This window comes from Streptococcus oralis Uo5 (assembly GCF_000253155.1).
In the GTDB taxonomy this organism is placed as follows: Bacteria; Bacillota; Bacilli; order Lactobacillales; family Streptococcaceae; genus Streptococcus; species Streptococcus oralis_L.
In genome coordinates, this window is record NC_015291.1 from 1020006 (window position 1) to 1042029 (window position 22024).

Here is a 22024-nt window from a genome sequence, read left to right on the forward strand (position 1 = left end):
GACTGGTCTTTTAGTTTGTTTTTCAAATAAGAAAATAAACTAAAAGATGCGAATAAACCGTTTCTGCACTTTATCACAAGTATAACCAACTTTTTCATAAAATGCATGAGCACCCAGACGGTGATCGGCAGAGTTTAAGCGGATAAACTCATAACCGCGTCTTTTTGCTTCGTCTTCCAACCCTTGCAGTAAGCTTTTACCAATACCTTGCCCTTGTGCTTGAGGCGAAACCGCTAAGCCTAAAATATTAAATCCTGCTTTGGAATAGAGGGATTCATAAACTTCAGCATGGACATATCCAAGTAGGACATGGCTGACCTCATCCTCATAGCCAAGTAGGAAATGATGAGAATCCTGAGACAGTCTAGCTAGTTGACTAGCTGTGTCCTCTGGACTAAAAGAATAGCCCAAAGCCTCTTGGTTAATCTCACATATAGCATTCACATCTGTTTCTTGCAAATCTCTTAGCATCTCATTCCTCCTCAAAAGAAATCTCTGGCAACTGTGCAAGAATATCTTCTCGCTTAATCGCTCCTTGGCGCAAGATTTTCACCTTGTCTCCAGACAAATCCAAAATAGTCGAATCCTGTCCAGTTAGAAAAGCGTCGTCCTCCAGACCCAGAACCTCTTGGTCAAAATCCTCTAGAATTCGAGCAAAGGCCACTCCACTTGCTCGGCCTGAAATATTGGCAGACGGCCCAATCAAAGGACCTGTCTCTCGAATCAAATCAAGTGTAATGGGGTGACTCGGCATCCGAAATCCGACAGTTGCAAGACCAGAGTTGACCCAATAGGGAACTCGGTCATTGGCTTCGAGAATAATGGTCAAGGGACCCGGTAAAAAGGCCTCTACAAGCTTTTGTAGATAAGTTGGCTGATTCTTTGAAAAGTGCAAGATGTCCTCTAGAGAAGCAACATTGAGGTTAAGTGCCTTGTCTCTGGGACGACGTTTGAGTTTGTAAACATGGTCGACAGCTTTTTCGTCTAAGGCCTTAGCAAAGAGACCATAAACTGTCTCTGTAGGCAAAACAACAGCTCCGCCCTTTTCCAACTCTTGTCTAATCCTGTCCATCATCAACTACAACCATCCTATCTTGACCAAATTGGTCCTTGAGTGTTCGTACTCTTTTTTCAGGAAGATTTTTCCTAAAAAGATCAGGAACACTTTGACCTTGCTTGTATCCAATTTCAAGGTAAATCTTACCACCATCTGTGAGATAGTCTTTTGCATCTTCCGCAATTCTGCGGTAAATAGCTAGGCCATCCTCATCTGCAAAGAGAGCTAGATGAGGCTCCGAATGCAAAACATTCAAACCGACCTCTGACTCATCTTCACGAGAGATATAGGGTGGATTGGATACAATTATATCATATTTTTCAGAAATTTCTGCAAAACAATCAGATTTTTTAAAAAATATATTAAGATTTTGATTTCTAGCATTCTCTGATGCAAGCTCTAAGGCGTCTTGTGAAATATCTGCTGCTGTCACTGACCAATCCGGTCTGTTTTTAGCTAATCCAAGGGCTATGGCACCACTTCCAGTCCCGATATCTAGAATCTTAAGACTTTCCTTAGCATTTTCTGCCAAGATAAGCTCCACCAACTCTTTTGTCTCTGGACGAGGAATCAAAACCCGCTCATCTACTTTTAACTGCATTCCAAAGAAATCTGCCTGTCCGATGATGTACTGTGCTGGTTTGTGAGCCGCTAACTGCTGATAAATTTCTTCTACAAATTGGTTTTCTTCCTCTGTTACCTCTTGCTGGAGGGCAAAGACAAAGTCTGTAAAAGAGAGATTTTTTAAGCTACGATAGACAAAAGAGAGGCTTTCTGCTTCCTCTCCTTGTCTTATCAACGCTTCTTCAAAATCTGAAAATAATTGAGCTAATTTCATTATTTGTTTAATTCTTCTAATTTTTGTGTTTGGTCATAGAGCACCAAGGCATCCACAACTTCATCCAATTTACCAGATAAAATCGTATCTAGTTTTTGGAGGGTCAAGCCAATACGGTGGTCTGTGACACGGTTTTGAGGGAAATTATAAGTACGGATACGTTCTGAACGGTCACCAGTACCAATAGTAGACTTACGTTCAGCGTCTTGTTCGTCTTGTGCAATCTGAGCAAAATGGTCAGCAACACGCGCACGGATGATTTTCATAGCCTTTTCACGGTTCTTCTGCTGGGTACGCTCTTCTTGCATTTCAACCTTGATATTGGTCGGCAAGTGAACAATACGAACGGCAGTCGCAACCTTGTTGACGTTCTGACCACCAGCACCAGATGCGTGGTAGATGTCAACACGAAGGTCTTTTGGATCAATATCGTACTCTACTTCTTCCACTTCAGGCATGACTAGAACTGTCGCTGTTGAGGTGTGGACACGGCCTTGGCTTTCTGTCACAGGGACACGTTGCACACGATGTGCACCAGACTCATACTTAAGCTTAGAGTAAACGGACTGACCAGAAACCATAGCAACCACTTCTTTGAAACCACCGACGCCGTTCATTGAGGCTTCCATAACTTCAAAGCGCCAGCCTTGAGCTTCCGCATACTTTTGGTACATAGTTAGCAAATCTCCAGCGAAGAGGGCTGCTTCGTCTCCACCAGCTGCCCCACGGATTTCAAGGATGATGTTCTTATCATCGTTTGGATCCTTTGGAAGGAGCAAGATTTTCAGTTTTTCTTCGTATTCTTCTTTTTCAGCCTTGGCATCTTTGAGTTCTTGCTTGGCCATTTCTTCCAAGTCCGCATCTCCGCCTGATTCCTTAATCATATCTTCGGCGTCAACGATGTTTTGAAGGACTTGCTTGTATTCACGGTAGGCAGTTACCGTATCACGAGTAGAAGCTTCTTCTTTCGAAAGCTCCATGAAACGCTTGGTATCTGAGACGACATCTGGGTCACTCAGCAATTCTCCTAATTCTTCATAACGGTCTTCTACAGCTTGTAGTTGATCATAGATGTTCATTTTTCTTCATTCTCCTTATTGATTTCAGGGGCAAAATAATGTTTACGGCAGACTGAGATATAAGTTTCATTGCCACCGATCTGAATTTGTTCACCATCATAGACTGGCACACCATCCTGCGTACGCAACACCATAGTCGCCTTTTTCTTACAATACTGACAGATAGTCTTGATTTCGTCAATCTTGTCTGCTAAGAGCAAGAGGTATTTTGAACCTTCGAACAGTTCATTGCGAAAGTCATTTTTCAAACCAAAAGCCATGACAGGTATATCCAACTCATCAACAACACGAGCTAGATCGTAAACATGGTGACGCTTGAGAAATTGAGCCTCATCGACCAACACACAGTAAGGTTTTTCAGGTAAATCTCGGATATAGCCGAAGATATCCGTTGTTTCCTCAATCGCAATTGCTGGGCGTTTCATACCAATCCGACTGGATACATAACCAACACCATCACGTGTATCCAGAGCAGAGGTCATGATGACAACACCTTTTCCTTGCTCTTCATAGTTATAGGCTACCTTAAGAATCTCAATCGTCTTACCAGAGTTCATAGTCCCATAACGATAATACAACTGTGCCATGCTTCTATTTCACGTCCATTTCTAAATTTTTGCTACATTCTAGTATATCATAATTTTCTGAAGCTTTAAACGGCAAAATGTGGTAAAATAGAAGAAATCAAAAACTAGTGGAGGAAGCTATTATGCCATTTGTACGCATCGATTTATTTGAAGGACGCACGCTCGAGCAAAAGAAAGCTCTTGCTAAGGAAGTAACGGAAGCTGTTGTCCGTAATACTGGAGCACCTCAATCAGCCGTTCATGTCATCATCAACGACATGCCAGAAGGAACTTACTTCCCACAAGGGGAAATGCGCACCAAATAAACTAGCTTAAGCAGAATTGCTTAGGCTTTTTCAATCTCCAAGTAGCATCCATTGAAGAAATAACCTAAATTTGTTACAATTTGAAGAGATGTTTGGATACATATCCTAAGAAAAGAAATACAAAAGGAATTAGTATGATTACACGTGAATTTGATACCATCGCTGCTATCTCTACTCCACTAGGTGAAGGGGCCATTGGTATTGTCCGTTTGAGCGGAACAGATAGTTTTGCTATTGCGCAAAAGATTTTTAAAGGCAAGGATTTGAGTAAGGTTGCCAGCCATACTCTTAACTACGGCCACATCGTTGATCCTCAAACTGGTAAGGTCATGGACGAGGTTATGGTTGGGGCTATGAAGTCTCCAAAGACCTTCACTCGTGAGGATATTATCGAGATTAACACCCACGGTGGGATTGCCGTCACCAATGAAATTCTCCAGCTAGCTATCCGAGAAGGAGCTCGCTTAGCAGAACCTGGTGAATTTACCAAGCGCGCCTTCCTCAACGGTCGTGTAGACTTGACGCAAGCTGAGGCGGTGATGGACATCATCCGTGCCAAGACTGACAAGGCTATGAACATTGCTGTCAAACAACTAGATGGTTCCCTTTCTGACCTCATTAATAATACTCGCCAAGAAATCCTCAATACACTTGCCCAAGTTGAGGTCAATATCGACTATCCTGAGTATGATGATGTTGAGGAAGCTACTACTGCTGTTGTCCGCGAGAAGACTAGGGAGTTTGAACAATTGCTAACCAATCTCCTTAGAACAGCCCGTCGCGGTAAGATCCTCCGTGAGGGAATTTCAACTGCCATCATCGGACGCCCCAACGTTGGGAAATCCAGCCTCCTCAACAACCTCTTGCGTGAGGACAAGGCCATCGTTACAGATATCGCTGGTACTACCCGAGATGTTATCGAAGAATACGTCAACATCAACGGCGTTCCTCTAAAATTGATTGATACAGCTGGAATCCGTGAAACAGATGACATCGTCGAACAAATCGGAGTCGAGCGTTCGAAAAAAGCCCTCAAGGAAGCTGATCTAGTTCTACTAGTGCTAAATGCCAGTGAACCACTGGCCGCTCAAGACCGCCAACTCCTAGAAATCAGTCAAGACACTAATCGCATTATTCTTCTTAACAAGACTGATCTGCCAGAAGCGATTGAAACTTCTGAAATTCCAGAAGATGTCATTCGTATTTCAGTTCTTAAAAATCAAAACATTGATAAGATTGAAGAACGCATTAACAACCTCTTCTTTGAAAATGCTGGTTTGGTTGAGCAAGACGCCACTTACTTATCTAATGCTCGTCATATTTCCTTAATTGAGAAGGCTGTTGAAAGCTTGCAAGCAGTTAATGAAGGACTAGAACTCGGTATGCCAGTCGACCTTCTTCAGGTTGACTTAACTCGTACTTGGGAAATTCTCGGAGAAATTACTGGTGATGCAGCACCTGATGAACTCATTACCCAACTCTTTAGCCAATTCTGTTTAGGAAAATAAGAAAAATCCATGATCGTTCTTGCGGTCATGGATTTTATTGTAGTTATTAGTAATCTGGTCTTAAAACACCAGTTACAGTTGCCTTAGTCGCTTCATAGTCGCCATCTACGACAACCTTGATAATGCGTTTGGCATCTTCTTCTGGTGCTGGAACTAGAGGTAGACGAGTTGGTCCAGCTTCAAATCCCATGTAGTTCAAAACTGCCTTAACTGGAGCAGGACTTGGATAAGAGAAGAGGGCGTTAACCTTAGGGATGAATTTACGCTGAATAGCTGCAGCTTTCTTCATGTCGCTTTCTGCAATGGCAGTAAACATTTCGTGCATTTCGTCCCCATTTGTATGAGATGCAACAGAAATAACCCCATCTGCACCAAGGTTCATGGCATGGAAGGCATCTCCATCCTCACCAGTATAGACCAAGAACTCTTCTGGCTTGTGCTCAATCAAATAAGCCATATTAGCCAAGCTGGTACATTCTTTAACACCGATGATATTTGGATGGTCAGCCAAACGAAGCATGGTTTCTGGAGTCAATTCGACAACCACACGTCCTGGAATGTTATAAATGATAATAGGTAAATCTGATGCATCCGCAATAGCTTTAAAGTGCTGGTACATCCCTTCTTGAGAAGGTTTGTTGTAGTACGGTACGATAGCAAGTCCAGCAGCGAAGCCACCAAAGTCTGCGACTTCTTTGACAAATTCGATCGAGTCACGTGTATCATTGGTACCTACACCTGCAATCAAAGGAACACGTCCATTGACAATCTTTTGTACAGCCGCAAATAGCTCCAACTCTTCATCGTGGGTCAGAGTCGGACTCTCAGCAGTCGTTCCAGCTAGAAGAATGCCGTCTGTGTGATGGGCCAATAAATGCTCAATTAAGGCTGGAATGGCATCAAAGTTGATGGAGCCATCCTCATGGAAAGGGGTAATAAAGGCTGTGATGATTTTACACTCTTTTAAATCTTGATAAGACATGAGAAACACCTCTCTATTTCAAAGAAGGAGTTCATCTGAACTCCTAAACGATATGACTATTTTAATTCAAATTTCAACTCAGCTGTTGGACGAACCAATCCACGCTCATGAAGCGTTTCTGCGATTTGAACTGAGTTCCAAGCAGCACCTTTGAGAAGGTTATCTGAAACAACCCACATGTGGATTCCTTTTTCTGCATCCAAGTCTTTACGGATACGACCGACAAAGGTATCACGTGAACCAACAGCATTGATAGCTTGCGGATAGATTTGATGAGCTACGTCATCCTCAAGAACAGCACCTGGGAAGGCTGAAATAGCTGCTTTCACTTCTTCGATTGGAGCCACTTCTTTTGTTTCGATATAAACTGACTCAGAGTGAGCTGACAAGACTGGAATACGCACACATGTTGCAGACACTGCGATGCTATCATCTTCCATGATTTTCTTCGTTTCCTTAGTCATCTTCATCTCTTCGTAAGTGTAATCATTGTCAGTAAAGACATCGATTTGTGGAAGAGCGTTAAAAGCGATAGGATAGTGTTTCTTATCACCACCTGAAGGCAAGATTTCCGCTTGCAAATCACGTGGATTCACACCGTCATTCAAGACTTCACGAAGTTCACGTTGTGTTTCAAGAATTGCTCCCATACCAGCACCTGAAACTGCTTGGTAAGTTGAAACGATGATACGGTCCAAGCCCCATTTTTGACGAACAGGCTCAAGAGCCACCATCATTTGGATTGTTGAACAGTTAGGGCAGGCAATAATCCCGTTGTGGGCATCAAGTGCATGAGCATTGACCTCTGGGACAACCAAAGGTACGTCTGGATTTTGACGGAAATAAGATGTGTTATCTACTACTACCGCTCCAGCTTTCACTGCGTATGGTGCATACTTAGCTGATGTCGAACCACCTGCTGAGAAGAGTGCAATATCAACACCCTCAAAAGCTGTCTCAGTCGTTTCTTCAATCGTAATATCTTGGTCTTTAAATTTCAAAGTTTTGCCTGCTGAACGTGCAGAAGCAAGGTAACGAATTTTATCGATTGGAAGTGTTGATTCTTCCAACATTTTTATCATCTGAGCTCCGACAGCACCTGTCGCGCCGACTACAGCAACTGTATATCCCATAAATAACCTCTTTCGGAATTTTCTAAAAATTTCTATAATAGATGTATTATACTACTTTTTCAAGAAATTGAAAAGCATTTTTGGGCTATATTTTCTGAAAATTAAAAATCCCTAGTCATTGACCAGGGACTAAGAGGCATCTTCATGTGATGAGCAGGTTCACACAACTCATCAAGGTCCGCTCCTGCGTTATGACCTCCTTATGCTCAATAGTAGTCCGAAGACTACCTATCGACTCATCGCATCTACTATTCTACTAGATAGAGTCACTTTTGTCAACAGCCAAAACGCTTTAACTTCATTTATACAAGTGTACAAGAATAACCTTGGTTTCCCAAGGTTATTTCGTTTCTATCATGCTAATTGCCGGGATTGAACCGGCGACCTCATCCTTACCATGGATGCGCTCTGCCAACTGAGCTAAATCAGCTTACCTAAAAAGTATACTATAGTTCTATGTTCTTGTCAAGCGCTCTCTTTTAATTTTATGGAATGAAAAAAGCTAGATTTAGCAAGAATCTAGCTTATAAACTTCTTATCTTGTTAGATCGATTCGGCGTCCTAATTTTCCGATTAAAATAGCACCTACGATGAGTGATGCAAACTCACCAATTCCAGTAGAGAACCATGTGAAGAAGAAGGGAGCTTCTGTCAAGATATGAAGTTCGGCTGCAATGGTAATCATTGAAATGGAGAAGAGGATTGAAAAGAAGAAATGATCTTTTCGAATCAATCCGTTAAAGAGGTAATCTTTGCTGTATTTTGCAAAGAGCCATACACCTAGACTTAGGAAAACTAGGGTAGAACCTCCACCAACAAAGACATCTATTAATCCAAAACTACTAAATAAATTAGCAATCATACATCCAATTGTCACACCGATGATGTATTTAGGGTTGTAAAATGCCAAGAAATTCAACATTTCTGAAATACGGAACTGGTACTCCCCAAAACTAAGAACATTGATTGGTGGCGTAATAGTCAAAACTACATAAATAGCAGCAACAATAGCAATATCTGCCATGTCGCGAACAGTTAATTTTTTCATGTTTTCTCCTTTAGCGGTTTCCCGCGTAAAATATGCTTGGTGAAAGAAGCTAAGCACCAAGGGTTGAGGTTATCAACCTTACTAGTATAGCACATTAGCCAGTTTTATGCTATACTAAAATCATGAAAAAACTAATAAAAGCTTTCTTTGATAACGAAATCCTCTCCTACCTATTTTTTGGTGGTGCTACTACTCTGGTTTCTATTGTATCACGTTTGGTTATTTACCATATCAGCCACCAGGAAATCCTCGCAACTGCCCTCGCAAATATTATCGGGATTCTTTTTGCCTTTATCACTAATGATACATTTGTTTTTAAACAAGAGAGGAAGAATTGGCCAATTCGACTAGTTAAATTTTTCTTAGCCCGTCTCTCTACTCTTGGACTGGACCTTCTTTTAACTTATATCTTTGTTACAACCTTTCCTGATGTTATTGGCCAGTTTGTCGAACAGAATATAGATAGGGTTAATATGATTGAAACTATCCTAGCACAAATTTTGATCATCATTTTAAACTATATTTTCAGTAAAATCTATATTTTTAAAGGGGGTAACTGAGCACTTTGAGCGTTCAAGTTGCTTTTTGTCACAATTTAGGATATAATAAATTAGAAAATTAGGAAAGGAATTTATGAAAATGTTAAAGGATCTTAAAGAATTCTTGCTTCGTGGTAATGTCGTTGACCTTGCTGTCGGTGTGATCATTGCCTCTGCTTTTGGTGCTATCGTTACTTCATTTGTTAATGATATCATCACTCCACTCCTATTAAACCCAGCCTTGGAAGCTGCGCAAGTACAAAACATCGCTGAACTTGCATGGAATGGTGTTACATATGGTAAATTCTTAAGCGCTGTTATCAACTTCCTTGTTGTGGGTACAGTTCTCTTCTTCGTTATCAAAGGTATTGAAAAAGCTCAAAACCTTCGTAAGAAAGAGGAAGTGGTTGAGGAAGCACCTGCTGCTCCAACTGAACTTGAAGTTCTTCAAGAAATCAAAGCTCTTCTTGAGAAAAAAATAAAACAAATAAAGGATCTAGCTTAAAGCTAAATCCTTTTTTCTTTACTCTTTTGGTAACTTCCCAGCCTTTTCGAGCATTTTCTTAATCAAGTAAGGCATCTTCACATTTTCACGACCTTTTTTCTCAATGAGTTTTTTGACAAATTCTGGCATCTGAAGGTCGTCTGTCTCCTCCATGATATCCTTGGTAGTTGCCGAAGGAGCTAACTCATCAAAAGTTTCTTCTTCTGGGAGAAAAGCTTTAAATTCTTTGTCTTCATTCGCTCTTACAGTAGCAACTAATGCGTCAATTAAACGGATATCCGTATTGGGCATAGGTGGGCGATGGTAGGTGACATCTAATTCTTGACACAACTCATAACATTCTACATCGTTGTCAAACAGGACTTCGATGTGCTCACTGATAAAACTAATCGGGACAAAAATATAATGCTCGGGATGTTGCTTTTGTTCTCGTAAATATTCTAAAACATCTGGCTTGATCCAAGGGATTCCAATATCGCTTTCGCTCTGCCAAGTATTGGTATACTGGTCGGCTGTTAGGCCGAGTTGTTCAGCGATTAGCTTGCTATTATCGAAAATCTGATCGATATATGGATCTCCATAGTCTAAGGCAAAAATGGGAACACTGTGTGCTGAAAAGATTACCTTGAACGATTCTTCCCCCACCTCATTTCGTAAAATTTTTCTAATCTCATCTGTCCAGAAGTCCAGCAAAGGCTGCTGTTGATACCAGTCCTTAATGACTAAAAATCGGATCTGCTGGCTTTCCAGAAACTTTTCATACCCCATGACTGAGTAAAAAGAATAATGAGGTTCCAAAATCAAACAGATACATTCTTCAACACCATCAGTTTCCATCTGCTTGATCACGTCTGGAATAAAGGGACGAGAAAATTTGTTGGCAAAGTAGATACCGTACTCCTCGCCTAAATGTTCCTTGACTAAATCAACCTCCTCACGTGTAATCCGCTGCAAGGGTGTCCCGCCGATAAGGACATAGTTGTCATAGAGAGTCTGGATCTCGTGGTCTTGGGGTCTAACTCCACGACGAATGTTTGTAAAAAATTCTGCTACTCCTTCAAAACTAATCTCCTCTGGAGATCCAAAGGTCATCATTAATATTGCTTTTTTCATGTTATCATCCTTATGATATTATTTTCACTATCTATTCTATCATGAAAGAGAAAAATAGTAAACGCTTCCGACGTCTACTATTTCTTTTGTTCTTTAGTCTTTTTATCTCGTCTCATGATTAGGATGATAACAACAAGGAGTAAAATAACGATAATCAGGAGAAGAAAGGCAAGGATATAAATCCAATGCGTTGGAATTCCTTGGTCAAAATAGCGTGTCCCTACTGCTTCTCCACTTTTATCCTGTGCAGCTTTTACTGGTGCATCCGTTATTTTAGCTAATAGGATATGTCGTCCGTTGGTAATGTTAAGGAAACAGGTGCTTAATAAAACAATCTTATCCGTTGAAGTCAAGGAGACATCCCGCTTGTACTTGGCTTTACTTAGCAAATACTGATAGTATGCCTGATGTTCCTCGTCATTGGAACTCAAGGTTCGGTAAATCTCCGTGTCATAGGCGTCCACTTCTAAAATCCCAAAAATCTCAAGACCACGTTCTCGACCATTGTAGTAGATAGAGCCATAACGGTGATTTTCGAAAAACTCTTGGTTAGCAAACTTTTGTATCTCACCAAACATAGCTCCAGAAGCCATGGAGTGACCATAAATGATGGTGTTAAAGTCGGTAAAGTTGGGGTTAAAACGATAGTCTAGAAAAATAGACCCTGACACAGTATAATCGCCAAAAGCATTGCGGTCAAGGTATTTGACATTGTCCTGACTCTGCAAGAGGGGATAGTCTACCTTGGTCCCATCAAGGCTAATCCAACCACAAACATCCTTGTTGAGGTGCTGCAAGGTTTCAAAGCCCGTACTGCTGGCATCCTTTTCAATGGGATTATAATGATCGTAGTCACTCGCAAGGACTCTATCAGCTGTAAAAAGACAGAAAAAAACTAGAAAGAGGGATAGAATGACCTTTATAACTTTGCGACTCGTACTTGTTTTCATATTTCCTTCTTTCTCCTTTCTAGCCTTGAAAATAAAAGAGCAAGAGAGGCTGTCCCTTTCTCTTTTATTGGTAGTTTAGTCAGTAATGGTATCTGCTCCTTCTTCCTTTGCTTCTCTTCTACGACGCAAGATTAAGTAGAGGATGATGAGCAAGAAGATCAATAGCAAGAGCAAGATAAACAAGATGATGTACCATATCCACAAAGGAATCGATGAGAGAAATCGTCCGAGCGACGAATCATCAAAGACGCTGTAAGGGAATGGTTTTGATTTTTTCGTATGGAAGGTGTTCTTTGGAACCGTATCCGTAATCTTGGCAACTACGATATGTCTCCCATTTGTTACGTCTAGGAAACAGGTACTGAGAAGGATGATATGGTCATTTGGCCCCAGTGTAATGTCTCGTTTGTGAATGGCAACCGAGAGTAAGTGATCGATATATTCTTGGCGCCGATCATCCCCATTAATACCTGGATCGTAGATGTTAAAGTCATAGGCGTCCACCTCGAGCATTTCAAAGATTTCAAGACCTTTTTCAACGCCATTATAGTAAATACTACCGTAGCGATGCTGGTCAAAAAATTCCTTATCAGAAAACTTTGCTACATCTCCAAACATAACCCCATTTTCTACATGGTGTCCGTAGATGATGGTATTAAAGTCCTCGAACTTGGATTCATTTCGAGCCTCAAGGAAAATAGCCCCTGTAGCTGCAAATTCTCCCTTGGAATCCTTGTTCAAGTATTTTTCATTGTCTTTAGCTTGGACTAAGGGATAGTCAATATTGGTGCCATAGACATTGATCCAACCGAGAACCTCTGGGTTGACTTGCTGTAGCTTGTGAAAGCCAGAAAAACTAGCAAGCTCATCCTTCTCAGTAGTACTTACTGGTCTATAGGCCTCATACTCACTTGATGAAGCCTGAGAATAAACCTGATTGGCATCCCAAAGGGCGTAGAAACCAAAGAGAAAGACTAAGGCTGTCAAGAGGAGCAAGATATGATTCATCAATGCATCTACAGCAAGGACCAGACGCCTAGACAAACTCCTTTTTGGTTTCTCACGCTTGATTTTCATAATTCAAACCAGTTGCCTAAGCTTGTCTGCGTTTTTTAGACAAAACAACAAATCCAGCCAAACCAAGACCAATCATCAAGATGAAAGGAAGGTTGTCAATCAAGAGACCAGTAGGGGTAACGTCTTGAACGCTATTGGTGATTGTGTTTTCATTTCGTTTTTCGCCAACTAAAATACTATCTTGAGTCAAATCAGCTGAAATTCTGCCTGCTTGAGTTTTAGATACTCCATTTTCCCAATAAGCAGCTGAAGCTGTATAGCCCTGAGATCCTGTTTCAACCAATTTATAACGAGTACCTGCTGGGATTGTATCAAATACTAAGGATTGATCATGGTGTAGTGTAATTATTGTTTCTTTTCCGTATTCGAAAGTTTTAGAAACATTCCCGATTTTTCCTACAATAGATGTTCTATCTTCAGTAGATGCTTTTTTGAAAGTAAGCTTGAAAGTGAAATCTTTCGATTTATCTGCAGTTCCTCCTGAAACAACTTTTTTAATTACTAATGAGTCAACTTTAGGATTAAACTTCGCAAGGTGCGGATTATTAGGATGGGGGTGATTTGGATCTGTTATCTTACCAGCATTTTTACGATAGATATTTGTGAACAAATCATATTTGTAAGTAGGCCCTTTTTCAGATGGTTTCACTTTAGCTGTGGCCCCTGTTGTTTCTTGTTTAAAGTACACAGATGAGATATACACACCACTCGTTGATTTATTTTTTACAATAACATGCATTTCATAGCTACGATTATCATATGTCATTGAGTCAATTGCATCATCACCTCTTTGAATTGCTCTCCAACCGTCATTTTGTTTTTCAGCTACAGTATAGACATATTCTCCAGCGTGTGTGTAAGTCACGTTTGCAAAAATATTTCCAGTTTCTTTCTTAATACTAGTTTGATTTGGTTGCAAAACATCTCTTTCAGAATAATTAATTGTTTTATCTGCTATTTGACCGTTTGAAGCATTGATTGTTTCATATGGTACTCCGTTATTCGAGTTACCGTTTTTCGGAGTGAAAGTAAAGGTAAAGTTAGCTAGTGGTGTAGTGATTCCTTCTGCAATATTCAACACCTTGTTAATGGATACTTGTGCATTTGTTTCTCCATTGGACATTGCGGTTGCATCAGAGTTTTCATCCGCAAATGTTGGCACTCCTCTAAAGACCGACAAGGCGGTTACAGCTGCAATACTTGCAGTAACTAATTTTTTCAAAAATGTTTTTTTCATGATTATTCCTTTTATTTTTAAATTTCTTTTTTCATAAATTGTCATCAAAAGCCCCGTCGCCTTAGGACTGTTACCACCTTGCCATGGGTATCCTGTATAGGAATGGTTCCAAAAGCACGACTATCTACAGCCGTTGTTCGATTGTCTCCGAGGACAAAGAGTTGTCCTGCTGGGACTTTCATTGGGAAGGTAGCCCCTTCCTTATAGAGCAGCGTTTCTTTGTAGATATCCTGCTCTTGTTGAGGAGAACCATTGATGATGAGACCATTTTCGTTTATATCGATCGTACTTCCTTCGGTTGCTATGACACGCGCCACTCTTTCCTTGCCCTTATAACTATAGACGAGCAGATCACCAATCGAATAACGTTTATCCAACCTATAGTAGACAACCAAGTCGCCATCTTTTAAGGCTGGTTTCATGCCATCGTCATTATATCTCAATAGTCCAAAGACAAAAAAGTAAAGCGTGGCCAGTACAAACCCAACCATCAGAAGCTTACTGACTAAGTAGAGGATATCTCCCCATACACTCGGCGGAGACTTATCCCGATTGACTTGTGTTACTGTTTTCTTATGTTTCTTTTTAAGTAGCATTATTTTCTCCTATGTACCACTAGATAGCCGAGTAGGATTGTAAAGAAGATACCTCCTAGAGGAAGGATTATTCCTAACACGAGTGTACTGCTGAGGAAGTCAACTCCGGTTTCAGGTACGCTATTCTTATTATTCGTGACTGTCGCGGACTTATCCCCATCTAGCTTGCCTTCTTGATTTTCATAAGATACCTGATATCCACGCGAAGAGTTTGATTCCTCTTCAATAGTATAGTGACTATTGAGTGGAAGTCCATCAATTTTTATGGTTTGGTCTTTGTTGAGATCAATAGACGCTCGACCATTCGTAAATTGCAGAGGGGTTCTTTTATTATTCACCGTTGCATTATAGGTTCCATTCAGTGGGCTGTTCTGAGCGTCCCTTATGTTAATCGTAATCTTGAAGGATTTTAATAGATTGGCAAATACCCCAGTAACCTTTTTTGTAACGGATAAACTTGGAAGCTTGTGATTCGTGACAATACTGGTTTCGTCTTTATTCAGATCGCCCTCTTGATTCTCATATGTAACGTGGTAACCGTTCGTCGATGCCGCTTCTTCTTCAACTTTGTAATGGGTTCCCCGAGGAAGATAGCTTAGAATACCTTTCCAACGCTTTCGTTTTTCGACACGGATCTCCGCTTCTCCATTCACAACAGTTATCTCGCCAAAAGTTCCATTCAATGGCTTAGAATCAGGAGAGGTTAGTTTTACCTTAATCCTAAACTCCTTGTTCAAGTTGTTTTCTGCTTCCAACACTTTCTTAATCGTCAGACTTGGCAATTGTTTATAGATTACCTTGAAGGATGGTTTAGTTTCTGTACCAACATTTTTTATTTCTTTGGTAAAGGCTGGGACGTCCGGTGCAATTAAATCGTATTGATATCCTTTGGCAACTTTTTCAAAGTTCCTCGTTTCATTAGATACGTTTTTACTAACATTCACATTGGTCTTTCGATAGTCTTGATTATCAGGACCTCCGTTCTTGTTCTTTTGAACCAGTTTCAGCTCAACATTACTCGGTTGATCAGCTGTAATAACAGTTCTCGCACCCGTCACACCTTGCCATTCAACTTCCACTGGTACCGTTAATGGATCCGAAGGCTTAAATGTTGGGTTGTCAGAGTATTCTTTGGTCTTGGTTTGGGAGGTGCCTATTCCATAGGAATAGGTGACACTGGCACCTTTATTGGAATAGAGTTTATTGACATCAGAACCTTCAGCATCACCAGCCTCTATCTTCTTATCACCAGCAATGGCATCCAAAGCATCTTGACTAGATGTAACTTTAAATTTTAGTACATATCTAGCGCCATCTTCCAAGGAATAATTAGGAGAAAAATTAGCTGTAACCTCCACTAAACCTTCTGAACTTGTCTTGGTTTCAAAAGTTACTTGCTCTTCGGTTAATGTTTCACTGCTACCATCTTTCTCTTTAACGACACGAAACTCTGAAGATCCATTAGGTAATAACTGAACATACTTAGAAAGAACATCCTTGATGGTCACGTGGTGGACTCCCAGTGGCAGAATCTTATCAGTGATATTTTTGAAACTGTCCCGTAACTGGTCTTCATCATTTGCAGATAATATTTCATTTGGAATGGAGGCATTATGTTGTCTTATATAATATTGCAGACTGGTAATACTGTCGACATTGTTTGAATAACGAAATTTAATCGAATAAAAACCATCAAGTGTTGGAGCCAAGCTATATGATAGACTATTTAAATTATTATTTAATCTATCCCAAAACCACTGGGGAGCTGTTTCGATATTAGGATCCTCGTTATTGTAGTTATATATAGTGTAACCATTGGCATCGTAGACCATATTCGCAAAGCCATCTGAAAGCAAAATAACGACTTTCTTAGCATTAGATCTTGCACTTCCCATTAACTGATTGGCCAAGGTTAATCCAGCCCCAATATTGGTCCCAGTACCAATCCCTGACTCAGTACCAATGGAATTACCTCCTGCAATACTCATGTTGTATACCGCTGTTTTAGCAGCACGAGCATTGTTACTCCATCCTAAAATCGTGTTAGCATCATCCCATGGTGAAACACCATCATAGTATTTTGTCATCCGTTCATAGGGCCAGTATGGTCTAAAAAGTCTCCATTTATTTCCATCCCAATACTGATCAACCTTTTTATTGTCAATTTTCCCACCAAATCCTACCATAGATAAGCGGTTATTGGAATTGGATAGAATGGTATCAATTAAGCCCTTACGACCATTCGTTCCTCTTAGAGTATTTTTCAATGCGTCAATCCGACTGATCGTCCGGCCATCAAAAGATTGAACATCCTGATTCTGCATACTTCCTGAGAGGTCTGCTACTAAAACAACATCCAAGGGATCCGTTTGGGTCTCCGTTCCCAGTTTGGAAGTGATATCCAATGACAACTCATACTTGTCATCCTGTCCTGATATCGGAGTAATCGTTTTATGAAGAGTTGTCTGAGGTTCTGTAGTAGAATCTGCATTTAACAGACTTATCGGAGCACACAAAAACAGAATAGCTAACAGTGTAACTAAACGGCGCGCAATAATTTGAACTTTCTTAAAATCGAAGCGAATGTTCATTTTATTCTCCTTAACTAGAATGTACTAATATTGTTACTATATCAATCTAGGACATTTACAAGATAATTGTACAATAAAGTTCACGCAGTGTCAATTAATATGATTAATTTTATATTATGTTAATTAATAAAAGGGTATGATTCTTCTTTGTCTTTCAAACTATTCTATGGTAAAATGAAAAAAGAAATAAAAAAATCTCATAAAATATCGATGCATATATTTTAATCTAAAATATCCAAGATTTCATTTAAAAGTCTATTGAATTTGAATTATTATATTTTTTCAAAATTCATGAAATTTTCAGAATAAGGTTTTTTCCGAAATTTGCATTCTATTTTATGATTGTTAAAGGAGTTTTTATGACTTATCCGAACCTTTTAGATCGTTTCTTGACCTACGTTAAGGTCAATACGCGTTCTGATGAACACTCTACTACTACTCCAAGTACGCAAAGCCAGGTTGATTTTGCGACCAATGTTCTTATTCCTGAAATGAAACGTGTCGGTCTGCAAAACGTCTACTACCTTCCAAATGGTTTTGCGATTGGTACCTTACCAGCTAACGATCCAAACTTGACACGCAAGATTGGCTTCATCTCCCACATGGATACCGCTGATTTTAATTCTGAAGGAGTTAATCCGCAAGTCATCGAAAATTACGATGGTGGAGTTATCGACTTGGGTGATTCTGGATTTAAACTCGATCCTGCTGATTTCAAGAGCCTTGAGAAATATCCAGGCCAAACGCTTATCACAACTGATGGCACGACCTTGCTGGGGGCTGATGACAAGTCAGGGATTGCTGAAATTATGACTGCTATTGAATATCTGACTGCTCATCCCGAAATCAAACACTGTGAAATCCGTGTTGGTTTTGGCCCCGATGAAGAAATTGGCGTTGGTGCCAATAAATTTGATGCAGCTGACTTTGACGTTGACTTTGCCTATACTGTTGATGGTGGTCCGCTAGGAGAACTTCAGTACGAGACTTTCTCAGCAGCTGCCGCTGAACTACATTTCCAAGGACGCAATGTTCACCCTGGTACTGCTAAAGGTCAGATGGTCAATGCCCTTCAGCTAGCAATTGATTTTCATAATCAACTTTCAGAGAATGACCGACCTGAACTGACAGATGGTTACCAAGGTTTCTATCATCTTATGGATGTGTCAGGTAGTGTCGAGGAGGCGCGTGCAAGCTACATCATTCGCGATTTTGAAAAGGATGCCTTTGAAGCACGTAAAGCAGCTATGCAGTCTATTGCTGACAAGATGAATCAAGAGCTTGGGAATAATCGCGTGACCCTAACTCTGACAGACCAGTACTACAATATGAAGGAAGTCATCGAGAAAGACATGACACCTATTACTATTGCTAAAGCTGTTATGGAAGATCTAGGGATTACGCCTATTATCGAACCAATTCGCGGTGGGACTGATGGGTCTAAGATTTCCTTTATGGGAATTCCAACTCCAAATATCTTTGCTGGTGGTGAAAACATGCATGGACGTTTTGAATACGTCAGCCTTCAAACTATGGAGCGTGCGGTGGATACCATCATTGGCATTGTATCTTATAAAGACTAAAAAAGACGAGGTAGCTCAGCTACTTCGCCTTTCTTTTTATTCATTTGGTTGAGCACTTGTCTCAGACTCACTTTGCGCCTGCTTTTCTGTTGGTTTAGAAGCAGCTGTTTCACTGTCTTTCTCAGACTTAGATTGGCTATCAGTTTTACTTGCTTTTGAACGGAGTTCCTGGTTCAAGCTAATGATTTCTTTAGCTAGAGTGAGGAGGCCTTCTTTATCACTGCTTTTGGCTGCAAGTTGATCAAATAGGGCATCAACACGTTCAAAGTCAGCATCTGTTCCTTTGTTATCCTCTAAGTACTTGTGAAGAGAGAGCAAGACATTATAGAGTTTTTGGTAAATAATCACCGTTTGTGGATCTTGTTCCGCTTCTTTTTTCTCTCGTTGGATAGTCGCTGCAATACGATTTAAAAGATCCTCAAGTTGTGTTTTAGCTTCGTCAAGGTCTGCATTTTCCTTTTCAGTAGCTGCTTTGATATTAGCTGCTTCTTCAGCTAGGGATTGTTTGACACCATCTTCTTTGACACGTGCTAGGAGTTGAGCAGCTTTAGTTAGGAGAGTATCCACTTCTTCCTTCTTAACATGGCTAACCCGCTCTTCTGGCATAAAATCACCGTAGAGTTCTTTTAAGAATTCATAGATGGCTGTCTTAGCAGTTTGACTATCTACTTTTTCCGTATCTAGAATAGTCTTACCAGCTTTTGTAGATACGGGTTCTTCTTTGAGAGCTTCTTCTACTTCTAGCTTAGTTTGGTAAATAGTTGGGAATAACTTGTTCAAGTCGGTTGCTTTGAGGAAAGATTGTGACTGGTAAAGTTCCCATGTCAACTTGGCAACACGGTTCCGAAGTTCTTCTCTCAAACGACCATCAGACACATGTTCATAGAAATACTTGATGTACTCTACTGTTGTAACCCCTGTCCGATCTCGGAAATCTTGCAAGGCTTGCAGTTTTGCTTCAATGGCAGCCAACTCTGCCTCATCCTGTGCTAGTTTTGCTTCCTGCAAATGTACCAAAAGATCTTTCTTAGGCAAGCCATAAGTATCTGTATCCAGTGTATTGATCTTATCTACAAGGGCTTGGTACTTCTTATCTAAAGGGGAAGTTTCAACCGGTGCCACACTTTGATCCACATGGATGTATTGTTTATCGAAGAGATCCAAGGCTGCTAGGTATCCAGCAGTTGAGTTTGTTGCCAGTTTTTTCATATTTTCGGTGAACTGCCCCAAAGCAAGTTCAACACGTCTCTGCATGATTGGCTGGTCTTTGTAGAGACTTCTGCTATCTGCTAAAAGTTGATCCACCTTAGATAGAACTGTTTGTTCATCAAATGCTCCAGGTTGATAGGTCGATTGTAGGGCCGGAATCTTATTTTTCAAAGCTACTTCATAGCCCTTAGTTTGAACCTTGATGTAGTGATTGTGGTCTCCGTGATGAATCACAAAACTACCATTTTCTACTTGCAAACTATAAGGAGACACCCCATCACGTAGTGCAGTCGTATACAGTTCATTTAGGAAATCCAGTTCTGGATTCCCAGTTTGGAGAGGAATACGAACATGTTCTTTTCGAACAGCATAGGGATGGATATGGGTTGGATCATAGGCTTGATCCGGATTTCCAAAGACAAAGAATCCATTTGAAATACGAATCGCTTCGAGCGGAACCCCGTAGGTCTGTGAGATATACTTGATTTTTTCTTCATCGCTAGCATCTCTTGAGAAACTTTCCACAGTCTTTGCAAGTGGTTGAACGTGCTGAGGCTGATGATTTTCTTTCAAGTGATTTTGGGCAGCTTTGATTTGGGCTGCAGTCAAGTCCTTCTTAAAGAAATAATGAGCGTGATCTCCATGAGAAACTACAAAACCTTGCTCATCCTCACTGATAACGCGATCAGCTGCAAAGCCATGATCATGTTCTTCACCATGATGATGGTCATGCTCCTCTCCATCATGGTCATGATCTTCATGATTGGTCCCTTGACTTCCATGGTCACCGTCTTGGTCATGAGAATGATTTGGCTGAGCTGGATGCTCTGCTGGTTTGCTTGGACTTTCCAAAGGTGTTGGTTTCCCACTGTCGCTAGATAAAGGAATCATTCGAGCAATCTTTTCTTCCAAGGCAGAAAGCTTTGTATATGGGATGAAATGATAGTGATTTCCGTGTGGAATCGCTACGCCACTTGGCGTTCTACTTGAAATCTTAGCAGGGTCAAAAATCAAGCCATCTGATTCAGCATAACGTTGAGTACTTGGAAGTGCATAGAGTTGCTGCAATAGACTCTGAAGACTCTCAGCTTGATTACTTGGTGTTTCAGCCTGTTGACTTGGGTTGGTAGTTTGACCAGTTTCGTTTGGACTAGGACGATAGTCAGTCACACTTGCTTGTTTTCTAGTTCCAGAGAGGTAGGCTTGGGCAGCAGCCAATTCGCTAGCAGACAAGGAACTCTTTGGAATGTAGTGGTAATGTCCACCATGAGGGACAATATAAGCATCACCAGTATCTTCTATAATATCAGAAGGATTAAAGATGTAGCCATCATCAGTTGTATAGCGACCTTGAGATTGAGCAAGCGCCACTGCACTATTAGAAGTTGGTGCGTCGTGAGTATGGTCTTGTTTTTGGCGCTCAATTTCCTCCTTCGTACGAATATTATCAGCATGAGCCGCATCTTTAAGGTAGACATAATACTTACCATCAACCTTGATAATGTAGCCACCTTTGATTTCGTTGACAATATCAGCGTCTTTCAGTTGATAATTGGCATCTTTCATCAACAGTTCTTCGCTGAAAATCGCGTCAAAAGGAACTTTACCATTGTAATAATGGAAATGATCACCATGTGAAGTCACATAACCTTGATCGGTGATTTTCACGACAATTTGTTCAGCCTGAATATCTTCTTTTTTGCTAACTTGATCTGGTGTCTGGGTCTCTGTTTTTTGAGAATCTTGCTTCCCATCGACATAAGACACACGGTTATTATCTTTGTTTCCTTCTACCTGGTGTTGGTTCAATGCATAGATACAAAGGCTTAGGGAAAGGACAAGAGCCGATCCTGCTGCAAGGTATTTCTTCTTCATTTTCATCATCTCCTCATTATACTTCCTTAACCATAGCGTAGATAGGATAGAAACTGGTCACAATTTTCATCCCTTTACCTGTCTGACTTTCCTTTTGACCACAAGCAGCTAATACTAGAACCAATACACTGGTCATCAATACTAAAATCGTTCTCTTTTTCACCATAACTCCTTAACTAGTGTTTAACCATTTAATTAACTAGTAAATAGTT

General features: G+C 40.5%; 20 protein-coding genes, 1 tRNA gene, 1 pseudogene and 1 riboswitch. Of the genes and pseudogenes, 5 read left to right on the forward strand and 17 right to left on the reverse strand.

Annotated features, from left to right (window positions below; genetic code table 11):
- Positions 1-39 precede the first annotated feature (39 nt).
- Genes SOR_RS05125 through SOR_RS05145 form a run of 5 tightly spaced genes read right to left on the reverse strand, consistent with a single transcriptional unit; the run spans position 40 to position 3561 of the window.
- Entirely contained in the window at positions 40-471 is a 432-nt protein-coding gene (locus SOR_RS05125; RefSeq protein ID WP_000942958.1) for a GNAT family N-acetyltransferase, read from the reverse strand.
- 1 nt (position 472) lies between these two features.
- Positions 473-1075 (reverse strand): L-threonylcarbamoyladenylate synthase, encoded by a 603-nt coding sequence (locus tag SOR_RS05130; protein WP_000969273.1) that lies wholly within the window; start codon positions 1073-1075, stop codon positions 473-475.
- Positions 1059-1895, reverse strand: a complete 837-nt coding sequence (prmC, locus tag SOR_RS05135; RefSeq protein ID WP_000761856.1) for a peptide chain release factor N(5)-glutamine methyltransferase — start codon at positions 1893-1895, stop codon at positions 1059-1061. Before prmC ends, SOR_RS05130 begins: the two co-directional genes overlap by 17 nt.
- Positions 1895-2974 (reverse strand): peptide chain release factor 1, encoded by a 1080-nt coding sequence (gene prfA / locus SOR_RS05140; protein WP_001028812.1) that lies wholly within the window; start codon positions 2972-2974, stop codon positions 1895-1897. Before prfA ends, prmC begins: the two co-directional genes overlap by 1 nt.
- Positions 2971-3561, reverse strand: coding sequence for a thymidine kinase (locus tag SOR_RS05145; protein WP_000068127.1), 591 nt, complete (start codon positions 3559-3561; stop codon positions 2971-2973). The genes prfA and SOR_RS05145 overlap by 4 nt, the downstream gene beginning before the upstream one ends.
- A 122-nt stretch (positions 3562-3683) precedes the next feature.
- On the opposite strand from SOR_RS05145, the gene SOR_RS05150 reads away from it, so the two are divergent.
- Both SOR_RS05150 and mnmE read left to right on the forward strand, forming a co-directional pair.
- Positions 3684-3866 carry a 4-oxalocrotonate tautomerase gene (locus SOR_RS05150; protein WP_001117401.1) on the forward strand — a complete coding sequence of 61 codons (183 nt, stop codon included), beginning with the start codon at positions 3684-3686 and terminating at the stop codon, positions 3864-3866.
- Between the two features lie 134 nt (positions 3867-4000).
- On the forward strand, positions 4001-5374 hold the full coding sequence (gene mnmE, locus SOR_RS05155) for a tRNA uridine-5-carboxymethylaminomethyl(34) synthesis GTPase MnmE (RefSeq protein WP_000632742.1): 1374 nt from the start codon (positions 4001-4003) through the stop codon (positions 5372-5374).
- 46 nt (positions 5375-5420) lie between these two features.
- Here mnmE and dapA read toward each other — a convergent pair whose 3' ends face one another.
- The 4 genes from dapA to SOR_RS05175 all read right to left on the reverse strand — a co-directional run bounded on the left by dapA (position 5421) and on the right by SOR_RS05175 (position 8537).
- Entirely contained in the window at positions 5421-6356 is a 936-nt protein-coding gene (gene dapA / locus SOR_RS05160) for a 4-hydroxy-tetrahydrodipicolinate synthase (protein WP_000121603.1), read from the reverse strand.
- A gap of 56 nt (positions 6357-6412) precedes the next feature.
- Positions 6413-7489: an aspartate-semialdehyde dehydrogenase gene (locus tag SOR_RS05165; protein ID WP_000542492.1), complete on the reverse strand. Its 1077-nt coding sequence runs from the start codon at positions 7487-7489 to the stop codon at positions 6413-6415.
- A 357-nt stretch (positions 7490-7846) separates the two neighbouring features.
- Positions 7847-7919 (reverse strand) — tRNA-Thr (locus SOR_RS05170).
- A 105-nt stretch (positions 7920-8024) separates the two neighbouring features.
- Positions 8025-8537 (reverse strand): QueT transporter family protein, encoded by a 513-nt coding sequence (locus SOR_RS05175; RefSeq protein WP_000737305.1) that lies wholly within the window; start codon positions 8535-8537, stop codon positions 8025-8027.
- Positions 8535-8631, reverse strand: a riboswitch (PreQ1 riboswitch). (Overlaps the previous gene by 3 nt.)
- A 28-nt stretch (positions 8632-8659) precedes the next feature.
- Between SOR_RS05175 and SOR_RS05180 the strand changes: the two genes are divergently transcribed.
- Positions 8660-9097 carry a GtrA family protein gene (locus SOR_RS05180; protein ID WP_000733464.1) on the forward strand — a complete coding sequence of 146 codons (438 nt, stop codon included), beginning with the start codon at positions 8660-8662 and terminating at the stop codon, positions 9095-9097.
- A 79-nt stretch (positions 9098-9176) separates the two neighbouring features.
- Complete coding sequence (gene mscL / locus SOR_RS05185) at positions 9177-9581, forward strand: large conductance mechanosensitive channel protein MscL (protein WP_041170813.1); 405 nt, start codon at positions 9177-9179, stop codon at positions 9579-9581.
- 18 nt (positions 9582-9599) lie between these two features.
- Here mscL and hemH read toward each other — a convergent pair whose 3' ends face one another.
- From hemH to pitA, 6 genes are all read right to left on the reverse strand, one after another.
- Positions 9600-10694, reverse strand: coding sequence for a ferrochelatase (gene hemH / locus SOR_RS05190; protein WP_013670233.1), 1095 nt, complete (start codon positions 10692-10694; stop codon positions 9600-9602).
- A gap of 77 nt (positions 10695-10771) precedes the next feature.
- The gene (srtB, locus tag SOR_RS05195; RefSeq protein ID WP_000858437.1) at positions 10772-11644 is read right to left on the reverse strand and encodes a class B sortase; all 873 of its coding nucleotides are present in this window, start codon (positions 11642-11644) and stop codon (positions 10772-10774) included.
- A 75-nt stretch (positions 11645-11719) separates the two neighbouring features.
- Positions 11720-12721, reverse strand: a complete 1002-nt coding sequence (srtB, locus tag SOR_RS05200) for a class B sortase (RefSeq protein WP_000695092.1) — start codon at positions 12719-12721, stop codon at positions 11720-11722.
- A gap of 16 nt (positions 12722-12737) precedes the next feature.
- Positions 12738-14003 carry a DUF7601 domain-containing protein gene (locus tag SOR_RS05205; protein WP_002882385.1) on the reverse strand — a complete coding sequence of 422 codons (1266 nt, stop codon included), beginning with the start codon at positions 14001-14003 and terminating at the stop codon, positions 12738-12740.
- On the reverse strand, positions 14003-14554 hold the full coding sequence (gene sipA / locus SOR_RS05210) for a PI-2 pilus system signal peptidase SipA (protein ID WP_000924790.1): 552 nt from the start codon (positions 14552-14554) through the stop codon (positions 14003-14005). Before sipA ends, SOR_RS05205 begins: the two co-directional genes overlap by 1 nt.
- Positions 14554-17145 carry a PI-2 pilus tip adhesin PitA gene (pitA, locus tag SOR_RS05215; protein ID WP_001026093.1) on the reverse strand — a complete coding sequence of 864 codons (2592 nt, stop codon included), beginning with the start codon at positions 17143-17145 and terminating at the stop codon, positions 14554-14556. Before pitA ends, sipA begins: the two co-directional genes overlap by 1 nt.
- Positions 17146-17504: 359 nt before the next feature.
- On the opposite strand from pitA, the gene pepT reads away from it, so the two are divergent.
- Entirely contained in the window at positions 17505-18728 is a 1224-nt protein-coding gene (gene pepT, locus SOR_RS05220; RefSeq protein ID WP_000222022.1) for a peptidase T, read from the forward strand.
- Between the two features lie 36 nt (positions 18729-18764).
- On the opposite strand, the gene SOR_RS05225 is transcribed toward pepT, so the two are convergent.
- Complete coding sequence (locus tag SOR_RS05225; protein WP_000731457.1) at positions 18765-21812, reverse strand: pneumococcal-type histidine triad protein; 3048 nt, start codon at positions 21810-21812, stop codon at positions 18765-18767.
- 19 nt (positions 21813-21831) lie between these two features.
- Positions 21832-21978, reverse strand: a pseudogene (locus SOR_RS05230) (adhesion protein); the annotation flags it as partial.
- Between the last annotated feature and the right edge of the window lie 46 nt (positions 21979-22024).

Coding starts and splice junctions, on each gene's coding strand:
- SOR_RS05125 (WP_000942958.1), bottom strand. CDS start 471: ATGCTAAGAGATTTGCAAGAAACAGATGTGAATGCTATATGTGAGATT.
- SOR_RS05130 (WP_000969273.1), bottom strand. CDS start 1,075: ATGATGGACAGGATTAGACAAGAGTTGGAAAAGGGCGGAGCTGTTGTT.
- prmC (WP_000761856.1), bottom strand. CDS start 1,895: ATGAAATTAGCTCAATTATTTTCAGATTTTGAAGAAGCGTTGATAAGA.
- prfA (WP_001028812.1), bottom strand. CDS start 2,974: ATGAACATCTATGATCAACTACAAGCTGTAGAAGACCGTTATGAAGAA.
- SOR_RS05145 (WP_000068127.1), bottom strand. CDS start 3,561: ATGGCACAGTTGTATTATCGTTATGGGACTATGAACTCTGGTAAGACG.
- SOR_RS05150 (WP_001117401.1), top strand. CDS start 3,684: ATGCCATTTGTACGCATCGATTTATTTGAAGGACGCACGCTCGAGCAA.
- mnmE (WP_000632742.1), top strand. CDS start 4,001: ATGATTACACGTGAATTTGATACCATCGCTGCTATCTCTACTCCACTA.
- dapA (WP_000121603.1), bottom strand. CDS start 6,356: ATGTCTTATCAAGATTTAAAAGAGTGTAAAATCATCACAGCCTTTATT.
- SOR_RS05165 (WP_000542492.1), bottom strand. CDS start 7,489: ATGGGATATACAGTTGCTGTAGTCGGCGCGACAGGTGCTGTCGGAGCT.
- SOR_RS05175 (WP_000737305.1), bottom strand. CDS start 8,537: ATGAAAAAATTAACTGTTCGCGACATGGCAGATATTGCTATTGTTGCT.
- SOR_RS05180 (WP_000733464.1), top strand. CDS start 8,660: ATGAAAAAACTAATAAAAGCTTTCTTTGATAACGAAATCCTCTCCTAC.
- mscL (WP_041170813.1), top strand. CDS start 9,177: ATGTTAAAGGATCTTAAAGAATTCTTGCTTCGTGGTAATGTCGTTGAC.
- hemH (WP_013670233.1), bottom strand. CDS start 10,694: ATGAAAAAAGCAATATTAATGATGACCTTTGGATCTCCAGAGGAGATT.
- srtB (WP_000858437.1), bottom strand. CDS start 11,644: ATGAAAACAAGTACGAGTCGCAAAGTTATAAAGGTCATTCTATCCCTC.
- srtB (WP_000695092.1), bottom strand. CDS start 12,721: ATGAAAATCAAGCGTGAGAAACCAAAAAGGAGTTTGTCTAGGCGTCTG.
- SOR_RS05205 (WP_002882385.1), bottom strand. CDS start 14,003: ATGACAATTTATGAAAAAAGAAATTTAAAAATAAAAGGAATAATCATG.
- sipA (WP_000924790.1), bottom strand. CDS start 14,554: ATGCTACTTAAAAAGAAACATAAGAAAACAGTAACACAAGTCAATCGG.
- pitA (WP_001026093.1), bottom strand. CDS start 17,145: ATGAACATTCGCTTCGATTTTAAGAAAGTTCAAATTATTGCGCGCCGT.
- pepT (WP_000222022.1), top strand. CDS start 17,505: ATGACTTATCCGAACCTTTTAGATCGTTTCTTGACCTACGTTAAGGTC.
- SOR_RS05225 (WP_000731457.1), bottom strand. CDS start 21,812: ATGAAGAAGAAATACCTTGCAGCAGGATCGGCTCTTGTCCTTTCCCTA.